Here is a 15,908-nt window from a genome sequence, read left to right on the forward strand (position 1 = left end):
CGATTTTTAGTACGTAATTTTGCCATGTATTGAGATGCACATATTATTAAGTGTATGTTTATGCTAGTTTTAAATTGGTAAAATCTGTTTCTGTCTCTTTTGTCTATCGCCTTATAAAGAGAAAAATATAATTAAAACCTATAATTAAATATGAATTTAGTTATTCATATTCAAAAAAAGTGGGTGGTATTTTGTAAACATGATGATAATATAAATGAAAGATGCTTTTAGCCAGTAAACTGTTCGGAGATGAACGTTAAATGAATACTATTGTTTGTACTAAGCCTGGATTACTTGAATATGCTTTAAAAGATAAACCTTCCCCGTTAGAGGGAGAGGTTTTAGTTAAAATTAAGGCTATAGGTGTTTGTGGAACTGATATTCATGCTTATGGCGGTAACCAACCGTATTTTCAATACCCAAGAGTGCTTGGGCATGAATTATCGGGAGTGATTGAAAGTGTAGGCAAAGACACATCAATCGAAGTCGGTTCACCTGTTTACATCATTCCTTATTTACATTGTGGAAAATGTATTGCTTGTCGAAACGGTAAGACAAATTGTTGTACTGATATAGAAGTACTGGGTGTGCATCGAGATGGTGGCATGTGTGAGTATTTATCTGTACCTGAATCGGCAGTGGTTTGTACTGAAGGACTCGAATTTAATGATATGGCGGTAATTGAATGTTTAGCTATTGGCGCACATTCAGTGAATAGAGCAAAAATTACCAGTGAAGATACTGTGCTGATTCTTGGCGCAGGCCCAATCGGCATGGGGGCCTTACAGTTTGCAAAGGTTGAAGGCGCTAAAATAATTGTCAGCGATGTAAGACAAGATAAACTCGATTTTTGTAAAGCACATTACAATGTATTTGGTACCGTGAATGCCGCTGAAGATGTCAATGCACAACTCGCAATACTGACCGAAGGTGAGTTTCCAACCGTCATTATTGATTGCACAGGTAATGCTAAAGCAATGGAGTCATCTTTTTATAATTTGGCACATGGCGGTCGCATCGTGTTCGTGAGTGTCATTAAAGCCGATATTACATTTTCAGATCCTGAATTCCATAAACGTGAGACAACATTACTTGGTAGTCGTAATGCAACTCTTGATGATTTTCAACACGTTGTGAAATGTTTAAGAGATGGTACAGTGAAGTGCGATAGCTTTGTTACACACACCGCTAAATTTGAAAACTTGATAAATAGCTTTAAAGAGTGGGTAAAACCTGACTCTGGCGTGATCAAGGCAGTCATTGAGATGGATTAATTAGAATGAATATTGACGCTCATCAGCATTTTTGGTTATTTAACGAAGAAGACTATGGCTGGATTGGTGAGCACCAATCCGTTATTAGACGTGACTTTTTACCTGAAACGCTGTTGCCTATTTACAAGCAGAATAACATTGATGCCTGTGTTGCAGTTCAAGCAAGGCAATCAGAAAAAGAAACACGATGGCTAATTAAATTAGCACAGCAACATCAATTCATAAAAGCCGTTGTCGGTTGGATTGATCTGAAGGCTGTAGATTTGGCCGAGCAATTAACACATTACCAAGCGTTTCCAATGTTAAAAGGCTTTAGACATGTTCTTCAAGATGAAGCCGATAGCCAATTCATGCTTGATAAGGACTTTATCCAAGGGCTAAAAATGCTGGCTGAATTTGGTTACCGCTATGATTTATTGATACTTGCGAAACAATTGCCACAAGCAAATGAATTGTTACAGCATTTGCCTCAATTACCGATAGTACTTGATCATATCGGCAAGCCAAGTATAGAAACCGGTGAAGATTTTGACCAATGGCAGAGGGGCATTAACACGTTAGCGAGTTATCAAAATGCCTATTGCAAAGTATCAGGTATGGTAACTGAAACCGATGTAAATAATTGGCAAGAACAAGACTTCAATCAATATTTAGACGTTATTTTTAACGCATTTGGCCCTGAACGAATTATGTATGGTTCAGATTGGCCGGTTTGCTTACTCGGTGGTAAATACGAAGCCATTAAAGCCATTATTGAAAATTTCGTTGAAAAAAACTATCCACAATACAAACAAGCTGTTTTTGGCGGGAATGCTAAAACGTTTTACCAAATATAATAAGGTGATATATGGAATATCAAGCACTAGGTAATACCGGTCTTAAATTATCTAAGTTGAGTTATGGTGCATCACCATTAGGTAGTGTATTTCGCAATATTAGTGAAGCAGAAGGCATTCGCACTGTTCATACAGCACTGGATTTAGGTATTAACCATATTGATGTATCACCTTATTATGGAGCTACGGTCGCTGAAACTGTTTTAGGTAAAGCATTAAAAGGGGTTAGCCGAGACAAATATATATTGTCTACTAAAGCGGGACGTTATGGTGCTGACTTTGCCGATTTTGATTTTTCTGAAAAACGTATTAGACAGAGTTTAGATGAAAGCCTAAATCGACTCGGTGTTGATGCCGTCGATATTTTGTATTTACATGATATTGAGTTTGGTGATTTTAATCAGATATTTAACGAATCGTTACCTTGTCTAGCAGCGCTAAAAAGTGAAGGAAAAATAGGGCACATTGGTGTTACTGGCTATCCTGTTAAGGTATTTTCGGAAACGATTAAGCAATTTGAGATCGACTGTATTTTGACGTATTGCCGCTACGCATTACATGACACTGGATTATCAGCAGTGATCCCAGATCTTGACGCTAAAGGTGTCGGCATTATTAATGCTTCACCAACCGCAATGGGCATATTGACTCAAAGAGGCGCTGCTGATTGGCACCCCGCTTCTGCAGAGTTACAAGCGGCGGGCAAAAAGGCAATTGCATTGTGTAATGAAAGAGGCGTTGATATTACAGAAGTAGCACTGCAATATGCGATCGATCATCCATCAATTGTGTCGACCTTGGTCGGTACCGCAAACCCGCTAAATATTGAAAAAAATGTACGCTGGGCTGAAAGTAAACCTGACAAAGATTTAGTTACAGCTTTGCTGGATATTTTTGCTGGAGTTGATAATACTTGGGCTTCAGGTCATAAAGCTAATCAAGATTAAGTAAATTGATTTCGATAAAAAGCCGGCTTAAGCCGGCTTTTTTGTTTTTATAATTAGGCATTTATCATGAAGGAATCGTTATCGAGATTAGCGTGTCATGACAATCCCGATAAACAGTGATTACTAAGATAAACTGTACTTACTTTGATAAAACAGTGATCACTATAAAGTGACCCCGTTTTTCCAAATAGCAATTTCGCGGTTATCATTCAATTCGTTGTTGGTACATTTACCGGAGGCAACTTCAATGATGTAATCAAATAAGGATTGTGCGCATTGATCAATGCTGACGTTGGCGTCCAGTATTTGGCCTGCGTTAAAATCAATCCAATGCTTTTTACGAATGGCTAGCTCAGAGTTTGATGAGATTTTAATGGTCGGGACGGGAAAACCAAGAGGGGTTCCTCTTCCTGTAGTAAATAAAACAATATTAGCACCTGCAGCGGCTAAAGCCGTTGAAGAAACAGCATCATTACCAGGGCTTTGAAGCAGGGTAAGCCCCGGTGTTTGCGATGCAACTTCGCCATAACCTATAACTTCATTGATCACTGCTTGTCCGCCTTTTTGAATGGCACCTAATGACTTTTCTTCTAAGGTCGTTAAGCCTCCAGCTTTATTACCTGGTGAAGGATTCTCATAAATAGGTTGGTTGTTAGTGATGAAGTACTGTTTGAACTCGTCAACTAAATCTACTATTTGATCAAAAATATTGTTGTTTAAAGCGCGATCCATTAATACTTGCTCTGCGCCAAACATTTCAGGCGTCTCAGTGAGAATGACTCGGCCACCAAATTGAGTCAACATATCAGTAATCCTGCCTACAACAGGGTTTGCAGTTAGCCCACTAAATCCATCAGAACCACCGCATTTCATGCCTAGAGTCAGTTTGCTGACAGGCTGTGGAGATCGTTTATCAGTTGCTAATTCATTAAGTAATTCTTTTGCATAATCTAACCCTTGCTCAACTTCATCATCAACTTCTTGGGAGTTAAAAAACTTAATACGTTGTTTATCAAGACCGGTAGCATCACCGATGAGCTGCATTAATTGATTGTTTTCACAACCTAATCCAATAACAAGAACTGCACCTGCATTAGCATGCCCCAGTAAACTTCGAAGAATTTTTTGAGTATTAACCAAATCATCACCTAACTGAGAACAACCATAAGGGTGAGTGATGGCGATAAAATTATCAGCAGCTTCAGTGAACTGTTTTTTACATAAATCAGCGATTCTTTTCGCTGTTTGGTTTACACAACCAACAGTATTCACTATCCATAATTCATTTCGAATACCGACTAAACCGTTATGGCGTAAGTAACCATCAAAACTTGGGATATCTTTCAAACTCGGTTGTGATACAGGCTCTGATGAATAGTGATATGTCTCTGTACCATCAAGTTTGGTTTTACTGTTGTGGCTATGAATATGTTCGCCAGCTTGTATCGCGCTAGTTGTAATACCAATGGTGAAGCCATACTTTCTGATATCCGCAGCTATACCTAGCGCAGATAAAGCAAATTTATGCCCCTTAGGTATGTCATTAAATAATTTAACTTGTTTATTATTGAAAGTGAATAACTCCCCTTGCTTAAGAGGTTCAATGGCAACGGCAACATTGTCTTCTGGGTGAACTTGAATATACCGTCTCAATGCTTTGTTGCGACTTGGAATAATTAAATCTTGCACGTTAACCCCTTTGAGTTTATTGTTAGTAAAGTATACAGTTTATATATAAAAATGTAACAAGTATTAAGTAAAGGTGTAACTGAATTTTGTGGTACATTTTTAGCGTTGCTTATTCAAGACTTCTGGGGAGAGATCATGAAGCGATAGCCAACAAGCTTAATACCAAGGAAAGACTCATTTAAGCAATAAGTTAATACAAAAATAATATTGGAGTTCAGATGACTATAAGTGCAACGGAAGTTTCTGAGTCAGCGGCAACGGCCTCAGCTACAGCATCTAGTAAAGTAAAGATTTTAGAAAAGCAGTTTTGGGTACCTTTTCTATTAGTGGCAATGTTGTTTCCTTTATGGGGCTTTGCTAATGATATTACTAATCCACTTGTTAAATCATTTAAAGATATTTTCTTAATATCGAATACGCAAAGTTCATTAGTGCAGTTTGCCTTTTATTTCGGTTATGGCATTATGGCTATCCCAGCAGCAATCTTTATTCGTAAATATTCTTATAAATCAGGGATTTTATTAGGTTTAGGTTTGTATGCCGTTGGCGCATGTTTATTTATTCCTGCGTCTCTTTATATGGAATTTGGTTTTTTCTTGATTGCATTATGGGTATTAACATGTGGCCTCGCTTTATTAGAAACAACAGCTAATCCCTATGTGCTTTCAATGGGGCATCCAGATACATCAACCCAACGGTTAAACCTCGCTCAAGCGTTTAATCCTATTGGCTCGTTAGCCGGAATGTTCGTTGCTTCTAATTTTATTTTAAGTGAATTAAAAGTTGAAGAGTTTCGGTTAAAAGAAAGAGCAGCGAACCCTGAATTTGTAGATATGCTACCTTCACAAGTTGATGGGAGGCTTACTGACGCTTTGATCCAATACGCTCAAACAAACCCTATTGAACACCAAGCTATGCAAGCTGCAGATTTAGTCACCGTAAGAGGTCCTTACGTGGTGATTGCAGTGGTTGTAGCGATATTATTCATGATGTTTGTGGTAACAAAGTTACCTAAGACAATCAGTAATGACAAACCATTCACTACCGCTGAACTCAAAGCGACCTTTAAACGTTTACTTGCTAATCGTTGTTATATAGAAGGGGTTATTGCACAAGCTTTTTATGTTGGCGCGCAAATTATGAGTTGGACCTTCATTATTCATTATGGGATGACATCCGTAGGTTTAACCGCTTCAGAAGCTCAAGATTATAATATGATAGCGATGGGTATTTTCTTAGTAAGCCGTTTTGTGTGTACTTTCTTACTCGGTTTTATTCGTCCAGGACACTTACTGATGGTGTTAGCGAGTACTGCAGCTGTACTTACCTTAGGAGTGGTGTTTTTAGGCGGTTACGATGGCTTGTATTGTTTGATTGCCATATCTGGTTGTATGTCATTAATGTTCCCGACGATTTATGGTATCGCTTTGAAAGGTTTAGGTGATGATGCAAGTCTGGCGTCTGCTGGTTTGGTAATGGCTATTGTCGGTGGAGCGTTAATGCCGCCATTGCAAGCTGCAATGATCGATGCAGATTCTCTTATAGGCAGTATTCCATCGGTTCAAACATCGTTCATATTGCCACTAGTTTGTTTTGTCGTTATTTGTATCTTTGGTTACCGGGCCCATAATAAATATCAAGTGTAATGTGCTGTAAAACTTCCCTCCCAAGAATGCTGGCTTGGCTCAATGGTTATCAAATTTTGCAATCACCATGAGTTTCCCAATGATGTTGGGCTCCATCGGGCTCGCGGGTGCATATGGTTTCTACGCTATTTGCGCTTTGTTATCGGTATTCTTTGTACTAAAAATGGTATTAGAAACCAAAGGTTTAGAACTAGAGCAAATGCAGGGTTAATTATGAAATGTAGTATGAGTTATAAATTCACTAAAAGAAGAAAAACAATGACAAAAACATTAACATCTATTGCGCTAATTAGCGCAATGTTCTCAACTACAGCGGTAGCGAATAATCCATTAGTTACGCATATGTATACTGCTGATCTTACTACTAGAGTGATTAATGGCAAAATGTATGTGTTTCCGTCTTCAGATGTCCAATGTAAAGAAGGCTTTGGCAGTAATGATTTTTGTATGCCGAGTTAGAACGTTTTCTCGTCAGAAAATTTAGTCGATTGCGAAGATCACGGTACCGTCATTGATCAAAAAGGTGTGCCATGGGGTCAGGAAGATGGTTATGGTATGTGGGCGCCCGACGTTATAGAGAAAAATGGTAAATTTTACTTCTACTTTCCTGATATCCCAAAAGATAAATCTGTATTTCGACGTTTAGGGGTCGCCATTGCTGATAAACCCGAAGGGTCATATACCGTTCAAACGCAACCTATTAAGGGCATAGACGGTATCGATCCCAACGCATTTGTCGACGAAGATGGTCAAGCTTATCTGTACTGGGGAGGGGGAGAAAAACTGTATGTTGCAAAGCTGAAAGACAATATGACAGAAATTGTTGGTAAGCCTCAAGTGATTGAGGGTTTACCTTCATCTTATAAAGAAGGGCCGTTTATGTTTAAACGCGACGGGCAGTATTATTTTACTTTCCCACATGCTCCACAAGGCTCAGAAGAGCTTGCATATGCTATCGGTGATAACCCAATGGGACCTTTTGAGTACAAGGGTTTATTTATGGAACGCTGGCGTGATAGCCAATGGACTAATCATCATTCTGTTGTTGAGTATCAAGGGCAATGGTATGTCTTTTATCACCATCAAAAACTAAGTGGGCAAAAGAATTTACGTTCAATGGAAGCTGAATACTTGAATTTCAACACTGATGGTTCTATTCAGAAAGTGATTCCGACATTACAAGATCATGGTTCACTTGTCAGCTATCGCAATATTTGGTTAAGAGAGCTGTAACCCTCCTTAAAAAATATTACTTAAATAATCATAAAAACAATGGCTTAAGCCATTTGAAACTTATAACCTTAACTAAAGGTCTTGATAAATGGCCAAGAAGGGAATCAATATGAAGAAAAGGTTTAAAGGTAAATATCTGAGCTTACTATGGTTAGTCGCTCCGTTAACAATGCAAGCTTGTGGTAACACAGTTAATGATTCAGCAACTCAAGCCTCACTTGAAAGAGGAGTTAAGCTCGATATCATAGAGAAAGCTGATATACAGAATAAAAATACTGTTAAATTGTCTACGAGTTTTAATGGGATTAATTTTAAACCGACAACTCAGTGGCATCAAGTCAGTAATGTAAGTCTGGCTGCAGACACAATGCAATTGTTGATAGAACCAGGTAAAACATCGTTAATTAACCGTTCAACTGAAAACTTACTTGATGGCGGAAACCTGCTCATTACCGAAAGTAATTATCAAGATGTCCACATCAAATTTGATTTCATGCTTACTAAAGACACCCATACAGCAGTCATTTTAATGGGTCGTTATCGCTTAAATATCAATGATATTTTTGCTCAAAAGAAGTGGTGGGCAATCTGGATGGGGGGATTGCAACCTCGTTTTGATGAACGTGAATGGAAAAATTATGATGGTGTGATCGCTAAAGCGAATCCAGCTAAACCTTTGGGTGAATGGCAGCAACTGGAAATTAACTTTAAAGCACCGAGATTTAACGAGCTAGGTTATAAAACTGAATATGCACAACTGGTCTCAGTAAAATTCAATGATATTGAAATACATAAAAACCAGGTTGTTACTGGACCGACAGGCAATGTTCCATTTGTTAACGAAGCCAAAATAGCACCAGTCTATTTTGTGGGAAATACAGCGCAATTTGCGATTAAAAATTTAAATATAGAAAGCCGCGATTACAGCCAAGTAGCTGCGGCAAAAGAGTTATCAATACAAGACTCAATACCTTTAGGCGCTAAACAAGGTAAGCCTATGTTCAATGTCGTTAATATGGGCGAAAAAGCGTTTAAAAATAAAGGTTGTAAAGAATGTCACGAAGTTAATCCATCAGCTAAATCGGTTAAAACCGGTCCAGGTTTATATGGCATTTTTAGCCCTAAAGTAAAACAATTAACTGTGTTTGATCCTGCCGAAAATCATAAATCAACGGTAAACGCAGATAAAGAATACTTCATGAGTTCAATACGAAAATCGTCTAGGCATATAGCGGTAAGAAAACAGCGAGATGGTATTGAAAAAGTTTTTTTGCCTATTATGCCGTCGTTTAATGGTGAAATTATTAAAGAAAGTGAAGCAGAAGCCTTGTATGCATACTTACTCTCGCTTAACCCTTTGAATAATCAAGGACCAACAGTTATATGGCAGGAATCACCGCAAAAGCCTTATATACTTGCAGATGATTTAACTGCAGAACTGGTGAGCGATAAAGTCCGTATCGGTCGAGTTAATATTGGTGATAATGTTTCAGGCAGAGCTTATCACGTTGGTTTACCCAATCAAATGAACTACAGTTTTGACACTCAAACCTTGGCCGTAAAACAAGTATGGGCAGGTCGATTTCTTGACTTGAAGAGTGAAAAAAAAGGGCGTGCTGATGCTGTTAGTAAGATAGGAAAAAATGCCAAGCTTTGGCCAAAAAAACAGTTATATAATTTCTTACAACCAATAACTAAAGAGGGTCACAAGGTTGATTTTTCATTCAAAGAGAGCAGTAAGCTATCAGCTCAAATATCTTCAGATTATCTGCAGGATACAACTGACTTTAATCAACAACTGAAGTCGGTTGACGCAAATTTTATAGGCGTTGAAACGCCTTTAATAGGGTTACCTGGTTTCAATTATCGAGTTAATAATAACTACATCACTGTGAATTTTGACATAAGTGTAAAAGGGCAATTGACAGCAACAATGACACTGGATAACCCAGAACCACAATCTTTTTATATTGGGCTAAATGATGGTGAAATTACGGTATCAAATGGCACTATTACTGATGGAATACTTGTTATTGATGCAGGTGTAAATCAGCAAGTTACTTTGACTGGAAATCTGGTGGATGTTCCATTACCCGCTAAAAATGACGACAATATAGTTGCTCAGTCCAATAAGCCTCAAGCGTTAATCTGGACAACTTCCAATAGTAAAAAAGCAACATTGCCACAAGGCTATGAATTACAGGATGCGCTTGCACCTAATGATAAATTTGGACGACAAGTGTTGTTTGAGCCACTAGGAATTGCATTTAGTGACCAAGGTAATGCGTTTATCAGCACGCGCACATCAGGTGTTTGGAAAGTAACTGACAATCAGTGGCAACAATTTGCTGAGGGTGTATTTGATTCTTTAGGTGTAGTCTCTGAATCAGATACCAGCATTGTGATTGGCGAAAAGCCTGGTTTAACACGATTACTTGACGAAAATGATGATGGCATCTCTGATCGTCGGGAGTCCTTATCAGCTGACTTTAGATTTAACAGTAACTACCATGAATACCTCCATGGGCCAGCGCGCTTTTCAGATGGTAGCTTGTTATATACGTTAAACTTGGGGCACAGTTTACCTGGTGGTTATGGCGGTGAAGGCTCAATGACGACAACTGGAGGTTATCGTGGTTGGGCTTTATCTGTTTCACCTGAAGGTAACACGACCCCTTTTGCATTTGGTTTAAGAAGCCCTGCTGGTCTAGCTATTGATAAAGCAGATAACGTATTTTATACCGATAATCAGGGAGACTTTCATGGGACATCTAAATTGTATCGTCTTAACAAAGATAAATATTATGGCCATCCTGCAGGCTTAGTTGATTTACCCAATATGATCTCGACAAGTCCTGAAATTAAATGGACTAATTATGCCGCCAAGCGTGAACTGCCAATCGGTTTGTTGCCTCATGGTCGTGCAATGAATTCACCAGGTAGTCCTATATGGGATGAATCAGATGGTGGTTTTGGTCCCTATGACGGACAAATGTTTATTGGCGATCAATCTCAATCTACTATATTTAGGGTCAATATTGATACAGTTAATGGGGTAGAGCAATCTGCGTTATTGCCTTTTATGGCTAATACCGCCTCAGGGGCAATGAGACTGACTTTTTCACCTAACGACAATAGTTTGTGGATAGGACAAACGGGCCGTGGTTGGTGGGCAAAAGGTGGTAATTTAGCCTCATTACAGCGCATTGTTTGGGATAGTACATCTTTACCGCAATCGATTCATGAAATTCATGCGACACCGCATGGTTATCAATTACAGTTTACTAAAGCAGTAGCCAAACAAGATCGTAATTCATTCAAGCAATTAACAATGTCATCTTGGTATTATGTTGAAGATTATAATTATGGTTCTGAAGAATATGATGTACGAGATGAAGAGTTAACGAGTCAAACTTGGTCAGATGACGGGAAGTCGCTTTTTATCGTGTTAGCTAACTTTGAAATTGCCGATAAAACGGTTATTGGCCAAACATCACGGGTTTATGAATTTGATTTAACAGCAACAGCTTTTGGACAGACTGTTAATTCATTTCATGCAAAAGCTTGGTATACCTTACATCAAATTCCTAATGAATAATGTAGTCAGCTTAGATAATTAGATATTGACATATCTGGCATTATACAAACTCATTTACGAGTTATTTATAATGCCAGTTAGGCTAATCTATGTCTGTAATAAGAAGTCATGGTAATTAATTCACGGAGGAAGTCATGCAATTAGCGCAATTAAATATCGCATTAGCTAAATATCCATTAGATGGACCAGAGCTTAAAGACTTTATGGATAATCTTGATAGCGTTAATGCAATAGCAGAAGGTAGCGCAAGTCCGTTAATCATTAAGGGATTGGTTTATCTGATCCCTATTATTTTTCACAACGATTAAGAAAAGGTTAATTATGTTTGTTAGGCACTTATCTACCTTATTATCTGTAATCAGTTTAATTTTCGTTATCATTTTGCCAGTCATTTATTCATCTAAAATTGAAGCCAATTTAGAAGGCATTGATCATAGGCTATTGATAATGGTGTTTTAAAAAACCAATTCGTTCCGTCATGAATCAATAACTTCTGGCATTGTCATGCTAAAAAATATAGCACAGTCAAAGCACTGGAGTATCTACTTCACGGAGGACAGTGATGAATTCAATGAGAAAATGTTATCGAAAGTATCCTCAGTTATATGGTTAAGCACTACTGGTAATTTGCTAAATGATGAGCAAAAGAATGCATTTAAAAACTATGTCGAACAAGGAGGCGGTTTTGTTGGTATACATGGTGCTGTCGATACTGAGCATCATTGGCCTTGGTATGGAAATGTAGTCGGGGCATACTTTAAATCACATCCAAAAGTTCAAACAGCACAGCTTGTTGTTGAGGATAAGCAACATCCACAGCATTTACCTGATATCTGGGATCACACTGATGAGTGGTACAACTTCGACAAGAATCCACGTACCAATGTTAAAGTCTTACTTTCAATAGATGAAACAACTTATCACGCTGGTGTAGATGCAATGGGAGATCATCCTATAGCTTGGCAACAGAATATAGGTAAAGACCGCGCTTTTTATACTGCACTTGGTCATACCCACGCCGCATATAAAAATTCAAAATTTATAAAACATATTGAAGGTGCTGTGACATGGGCAGGTAGGCTTTAATCATTAAAAACTATTTAGGCTGAATTAGGTTTATCTAAAAAATAAGTTAAGCTATTGATATTATTGTTTTTATATTTATTTTTATATTTGTAATTTTTATATTTATCAATTTAGATTGAATTATTATCATGTAAAGTTTAACTTCTGGAATATTCTAATTTCTCTTAATCTTTACGGTATTAAAGCTGGATCACAAACTCCATTCTCTTGGCACCGGTAAAACACTCAAATAGACACAAAACCGATCAATGTCACTGTCACTATGATTGATATTTCTAATGTCAGGATAAGAACTAAGATATCCTCTTAATTCTTGCGCCAAAGCAAGAAGAACGCTTTAGTGGAAGATGGAGACACCTTCAGTAAATCATCTCTATTTTATTTGGAATAAAGCTAGATATTCTTAATCGATTCTTATATGGTTAATTTATATATGAACCTTGCGGAGTAAATGTGAATGTTGATGGTTATTTTTATATGAATTATGTCAAAATGAGTATTAGAGGGATTGTAACATTACTGTGTATTGTCATTATAACGAGCAAGGCTCACAGTGCTGTTTCCATGGAAGAACATGACACAGAAAAGCAATTAAATATCCTTTATATTATGACAGACGATCATGCCGCTCACACGATAGGAGCTTATAACGGTCGCTTTGCAAAGCTTAACCCTACACCAAATATCGACAAGTTAGCGCAAGAAGGCATCATCTACACCAACACGTTTGTCACTAATTCAATTTGTACTCCTAGCAGGGCTAGCATTTTAACAGGCCAATATAGCCAAACTAATGGTGTTTTAAATCTAAAGGGCTCATTGTCAAAAGACCGACAATATCTACCATCATTAATAGGGGATGCAGGCTATCAAACCGCTATTATAGGAAAATGGCATTTAAAGAAGGAACCAGCGGCGTTCGATTACTATGAAGTGTTAAAGATGCAGGGTAGTTATTTTGATCCCACATTTAGAACTCGAGGTAAAAAAGATTGGCCGAATAATGTAAATCAATATGAAGGTCATTCATCTGATATTGTTACTAATTTAAGTATAGATTGGCTTAAAAATCGCAATAAAGACAAGCCTTTTATGTTAATGCATCAGTTTAAAGCGCCCCATGATATGTTTAAATATGCGCCACGTTATGAGTCTTATTTGGCAGATAAAACTATTCCTGAGCCATTAGATTTGTATGAATTAGATGATCGATTTGGCTCAGATGCTACCCGCGGGAGAAATGACGTGTTACGAAGTGTCATTGGTACTTCGGTTTCAAAGCGTAACCCACGAAGAAATATGGGCGTTGACCTTGGTATTGACCCAAACACCCCAGAACCTGAGTTTACTCGGTTATCCTATCAGAAATATATGAAAGCCTATTTACGTTGTGTAAAAGGCGTAGACGATAACATCGCGCGATTGATTGAAACGTTAAAAGAGATTGGTGAATACGATAATACGGTAATAATATACACATCAGATCAAGGAATGATGCTTGGGGAGCATGACTTACAAGATAAACGTTGGATATTTGATGAGTCGATTAGGATGCCACTTATTGTGAAACACCCACACAGTGTTGAACGCGGGGTTAAAAACGACATTTTATTAAATAATACCGACTTTGCCCCATTTATATTAGATCTCGCATCCCTAAAGACACCTGATTATATGCAAGGTCGCAGCTTTGCAGTGACGTTAATGGGTGATAAGCCTCAAAATTGGCGCAGCGCAACCTATTACCGATATTGGACGCACAGGGCTTATCATGATGTACCATCTCATGTTGGGTTGCGAACTAAACAGCATAAACTTATCTTTTACTATGGCGAAAACTATCTGACTAAACCTTATCCATATTACGATAAAGCTTGGTTAGATAAAACGGGTCTTGCTAACAATGCGATTAGCACACCAGCTGGTTGGGAATTATATGATTTGACTAATGACCCAAATGAACTCGTTAACGTCTATAAAAATAAGAATTACGCTACAGTCATTAAAACAATGAAGTCTGAACTTCATAGGCAAAAAATCAAATTTGGTGAAACTGATAATGACTACCCACATTTAAAACAAATTATTGATATGCATTGGAACGACTAAGAGTTTACCTTCAAAGTTAAAACATGGCAGGTTCATTTACTAAGACTAAACTGTTAGTCATATTTATCCGTTACATTAGTTATGCTACTCAGAAAAAAAGCCATTAATTCAGATTTTTTAATTCATGCTGACAATGCTTTGTAGGTCGCTAAATTTGGTGGTCGTAATCAATCACATTTAAGTGAAAATACATATCCTTTTTACTTGTGCTGATTTGTTGTTAGCAAACTCTATGGTTGTGGCCAATGTGTGTTGACCACTCCAATTAGAAATAATTGTTACAACTTATAATTTTGTATTAAGGATGGCTGAGCGGTTAGTCTAAACCTAACAATTTGTTATTAAATCCTGCATCTATGCCACTAGCGGCAAAATCATCAAAGGCTTTATCGGTGACATTGATAATGTGCTTTGTAATAAATGGGGCTCCTTCAGTAGCACCAGCCACAGGGTGCTTAATGCAACATTCCCATTCAAGTACCGCCCAGCCATCAAAATTATACTTAGCCATTCGGGGAAAAAATACCATTGAAGTCAACCTGACCATCGCCTAGTGATCATGGCATAAAAGCTTGCCATAGTGCGATTCAAGCCTTGGTCTTGATAAGGCTGAATATATTCCTCTGGGGCGCGATATGGACCGTGGGGTGCATTGAAAGAAATATATGAAAAATAAGGTGTGTCGAGTGCTTGTTGGTCAATAAATTCAATGGCGTTATCAAACCAGACTTTAGTGGCGTAGCCTTGAGTTTTCGGGGTTCACCATTTCGATAATAGGTATCATCAAACTGTGTATTACCCCAATAATCAGGTGTTTGGCCCACGCCGCCAATACTTCATTAAACCCCTAGTCTTGTGGACGGTAAGGGTAGTTATCACCTAAATGCCACTTGCCAAATATACCAGTGTTATAGCCATTTTGTTGCAATGTTTCAGCAAGAGTAATGTGTTCTGGGCCAAGCATGTAGCGGCCCAAAACCGTGTGCCATACACCTGCTTTAAGAGAATGCTTACCCGTGAGCAAAGAAGAGCGGGTCGGTGAACAAGTAGGGTCGACATGGAAATTAGTTAATTGCGCACTTTGTTGAGCTAGCTGGTCAATGTTTGGTGTTTTAATGATGGGGTTTTGATTGGTGCCTAAGTCGCCATAACCTTGATCGTCAGTCATGATCAACACAATATTCGGTTTTTGTTTGGGTTGATTATTGGCTTGTTGATTTAGTGGTTGTTTGTATTGAAGTGTGTTGAGTTCACTGACCTCTATTGTTAAGGGACTGAGTGTTTTGGGCTTTGTCTGAGGTTTTATTACAACCGGTGAATAAAATTCACATCGTCAACACAATGGCTGAAAAACCATTAAGATGATGGAGAACCGCCACTGGTTTTGTTTGTTTTCTTATTAACGTGTTGATTGTTATTATGCGGCTTACATCATTAGGGTTGTTCATCTTTAGCCTTTTTTATATCGGTATTAACGCCTAAAAAATGAT

11 protein-coding genes and 4 pseudogenes are annotated in these 15,908 nt (G+C 38.0%); 11 read left to right on the forward strand and 4 right to left on the reverse strand.

What is annotated here, in order from left to right; all coding sequences use genetic code 11:
* The first annotated feature begins 260 nt into the window (after positions 1-260).
* Genes BCU57_RS06375 through BCU57_RS06385 form a run of 3 tightly spaced genes read left to right on the forward strand, consistent with a single transcriptional unit; the run spans position 261 to position 3,057 of the window.
* On the forward strand, positions 261-1,274 hold the full coding sequence (locus BCU57_RS06375; RefSeq protein WP_102437775.1) for a zinc-binding alcohol dehydrogenase family protein: 1,014 nt from the start codon (positions 261-263) through the stop codon (positions 1,272-1,274).
* A gap of 5 nt (positions 1,275-1,279) precedes the next feature.
* Entirely contained in the window at positions 1,280-2,110 is an 831-nt protein-coding gene (locus tag BCU57_RS06380; protein WP_102437773.1) for an amidohydrolase family protein, read from the forward strand.
* 11 nt (positions 2,111-2,121) lie between these two features.
* Complete coding sequence (locus BCU57_RS06385) at positions 2,122-3,057, forward strand: aldo/keto reductase (protein ID WP_102437771.1); 936 nt, start codon at positions 2,122-2,124, stop codon at positions 3,055-3,057.
* A 162-nt stretch (positions 3,058-3,219) separates the two neighbouring features.
* Here BCU57_RS06385 and BCU57_RS06390 read toward each other — a convergent pair whose 3' ends face one another.
* The gene (locus BCU57_RS06390; protein WP_102437769.1) at positions 3,220-4,746 is read right to left on the reverse strand and encodes a UxaA family hydrolase; all 1,527 of its coding nucleotides are present in this window, start codon (positions 4,744-4,746) and stop codon (positions 3,220-3,222) included.
* Between the two features lie 218 nt (positions 4,747-4,964).
* Between BCU57_RS06390 and fucP the strand changes: the two genes are divergently transcribed.
* The 8 genes and pseudogenes from fucP (at position 4,965) to BCU57_RS06430 (ending at position 14,418) form a co-directional block, all read left to right on the forward strand.
* Positions 4,965-6,392: an L-fucose:H+ symporter permease gene (gene fucP, locus BCU57_RS06395; protein ID WP_102437767.1), complete on the forward strand. Its 1,428-nt coding sequence runs from the start codon at positions 4,965-4,967 to the stop codon at positions 6,390-6,392.
* Between the two features lie 28 nt (positions 6,393-6,420).
* Positions 6,421-6,603 (forward strand): annotated as a pseudogene (locus tag BCU57_RS06400) (MFS transporter); the annotation flags it as partial.
* Positions 6,604-6,650: 47 nt separating this feature from the next.
* Positions 6,651-6,851 (forward strand): hypothetical protein, encoded by a 201-nt coding sequence (locus tag BCU57_RS06405; protein ID WP_241903502.1) that lies wholly within the window; start codon positions 6,651-6,653, stop codon positions 6,849-6,851.
* 15 nt (positions 6,852-6,866) lie between these two features.
* A pseudogene (locus BCU57_RS06410) lies at positions 6,867-7,625 on the forward strand (family 43 glycosylhydrolase); the annotation flags it as partial.
* A 109-nt stretch (positions 7,626-7,734) separates the two neighbouring features.
* Positions 7,735-11,223, forward strand: coding sequence for a family 16 glycoside hydrolase (locus BCU57_RS06415; RefSeq protein WP_198589919.1), 3,489 nt, complete (start codon positions 7,735-7,737; stop codon positions 11,221-11,223).
* 134 nt (positions 11,224-11,357) lie between these two features.
* On the forward strand, positions 11,358-11,531 hold the full coding sequence (locus tag BCU57_RS06420) for a DUF3291 domain-containing protein (RefSeq protein WP_347231996.1): 174 nt from the start codon (positions 11,358-11,360) through the stop codon (positions 11,529-11,531).
* 166 nt (positions 11,532-11,697) lie between these two features.
* Positions 11,698-12,309, forward strand: a pseudogene (locus tag BCU57_RS06425) (ThuA domain-containing protein); the annotation flags it as partial.
* A 564-nt stretch (positions 12,310-12,873) separates the two neighbouring features.
* Entirely contained in the window at positions 12,874-14,418 is a 1,545-nt protein-coding gene (locus tag BCU57_RS06430; RefSeq protein WP_241903590.1) for a sulfatase, read from the forward strand.
* Positions 14,419-14,734: 316 nt separating this feature from the next.
* On the opposite strand, the pseudogene BCU57_RS06435 reads toward BCU57_RS06430, so the two are convergent.
* The 3 genes and pseudogenes from BCU57_RS06435 to BCU57_RS06445 all read right to left on the reverse strand — a co-directional run.
* Positions 14,735-14,975, reverse strand: a pseudogene (locus tag BCU57_RS06435) (sugar phosphate isomerase/epimerase); the annotation flags it as partial.
* Positions 14,953-15,129: a hypothetical protein gene (locus BCU57_RS06440; protein WP_413211450.1), complete on the reverse strand. Its 177-nt coding sequence runs from the start codon at positions 15,127-15,129 to the stop codon at positions 14,953-14,955. The gene BCU57_RS06440 and the pseudogene BCU57_RS06435, both read right to left, overlap by 23 nt.
* A gap of 136 nt (positions 15,130-15,265) precedes the next feature.
* Positions 15,266-15,586 carry a sulfatase-like hydrolase/transferase gene (locus BCU57_RS06445; RefSeq protein WP_277869110.1) on the reverse strand — a complete coding sequence of 107 codons (321 nt, stop codon included), beginning with the start codon at positions 15,584-15,586 and terminating at the stop codon, positions 15,266-15,268.
* Positions 15,587-15,908 lie beyond the last annotated feature (322 nt).

It is taken from the genome of Shewanella sp. 10N.286.48.B5, assembly GCF_002874355.2.
Taxonomy (GTDB): domain Bacteria; phylum Pseudomonadota; class Gammaproteobacteria; order Enterobacterales; family Shewanellaceae; genus Shewanella.

Excerpts from the sequence above, each read along its gene's own strand:
- BCU57_RS06375 (WP_102437775.1), top strand. The coding sequence starts at position 261 with ATGAATACTATTGTTTGTACTAAGCCTGGATTACTTGAATATGCTTTA.
- BCU57_RS06380 (WP_102437773.1), top strand. The coding sequence starts at position 1,280 with ATGAATATTGACGCTCATCAGCATTTTTGGTTATTTAACGAAGAAGAC.
- BCU57_RS06385 (WP_102437771.1), top strand. The coding sequence starts at position 2,122 with ATGGAATATCAAGCACTAGGTAATACCGGTCTTAAATTATCTAAGTTG.
- fucP (WP_102437767.1), top strand. The coding sequence starts at position 4,965 with ATGACTATAAGTGCAACGGAAGTTTCTGAGTCAGCGGCAACGGCCTCA.
- BCU57_RS06405 (WP_241903502.1), top strand. The coding sequence starts at position 6,651 with ATGACAAAAACATTAACATCTATTGCGCTAATTAGCGCAATGTTCTCA.
- BCU57_RS06415 (WP_198589919.1), top strand. The coding sequence starts at position 7,735 with ATGAAGAAAAGGTTTAAAGGTAAATATCTGAGCTTACTATGGTTAGTC.
- BCU57_RS06420 (WP_347231996.1), top strand. The coding sequence starts at position 11,358 with ATGCAATTAGCGCAATTAAATATCGCATTAGCTAAATATCCATTAGAT.
- BCU57_RS06430 (WP_241903590.1), top strand. The coding sequence starts at position 12,874 with ATGGAAGAACATGACACAGAAAAGCAATTAAATATCCTTTATATTATG.
- BCU57_RS06445 (WP_277869110.1), bottom strand. The coding sequence starts at position 15,586 with ATGACTGACGATCAAGGTTATGGCGACTTAGGCACCAATCAAAACCCC.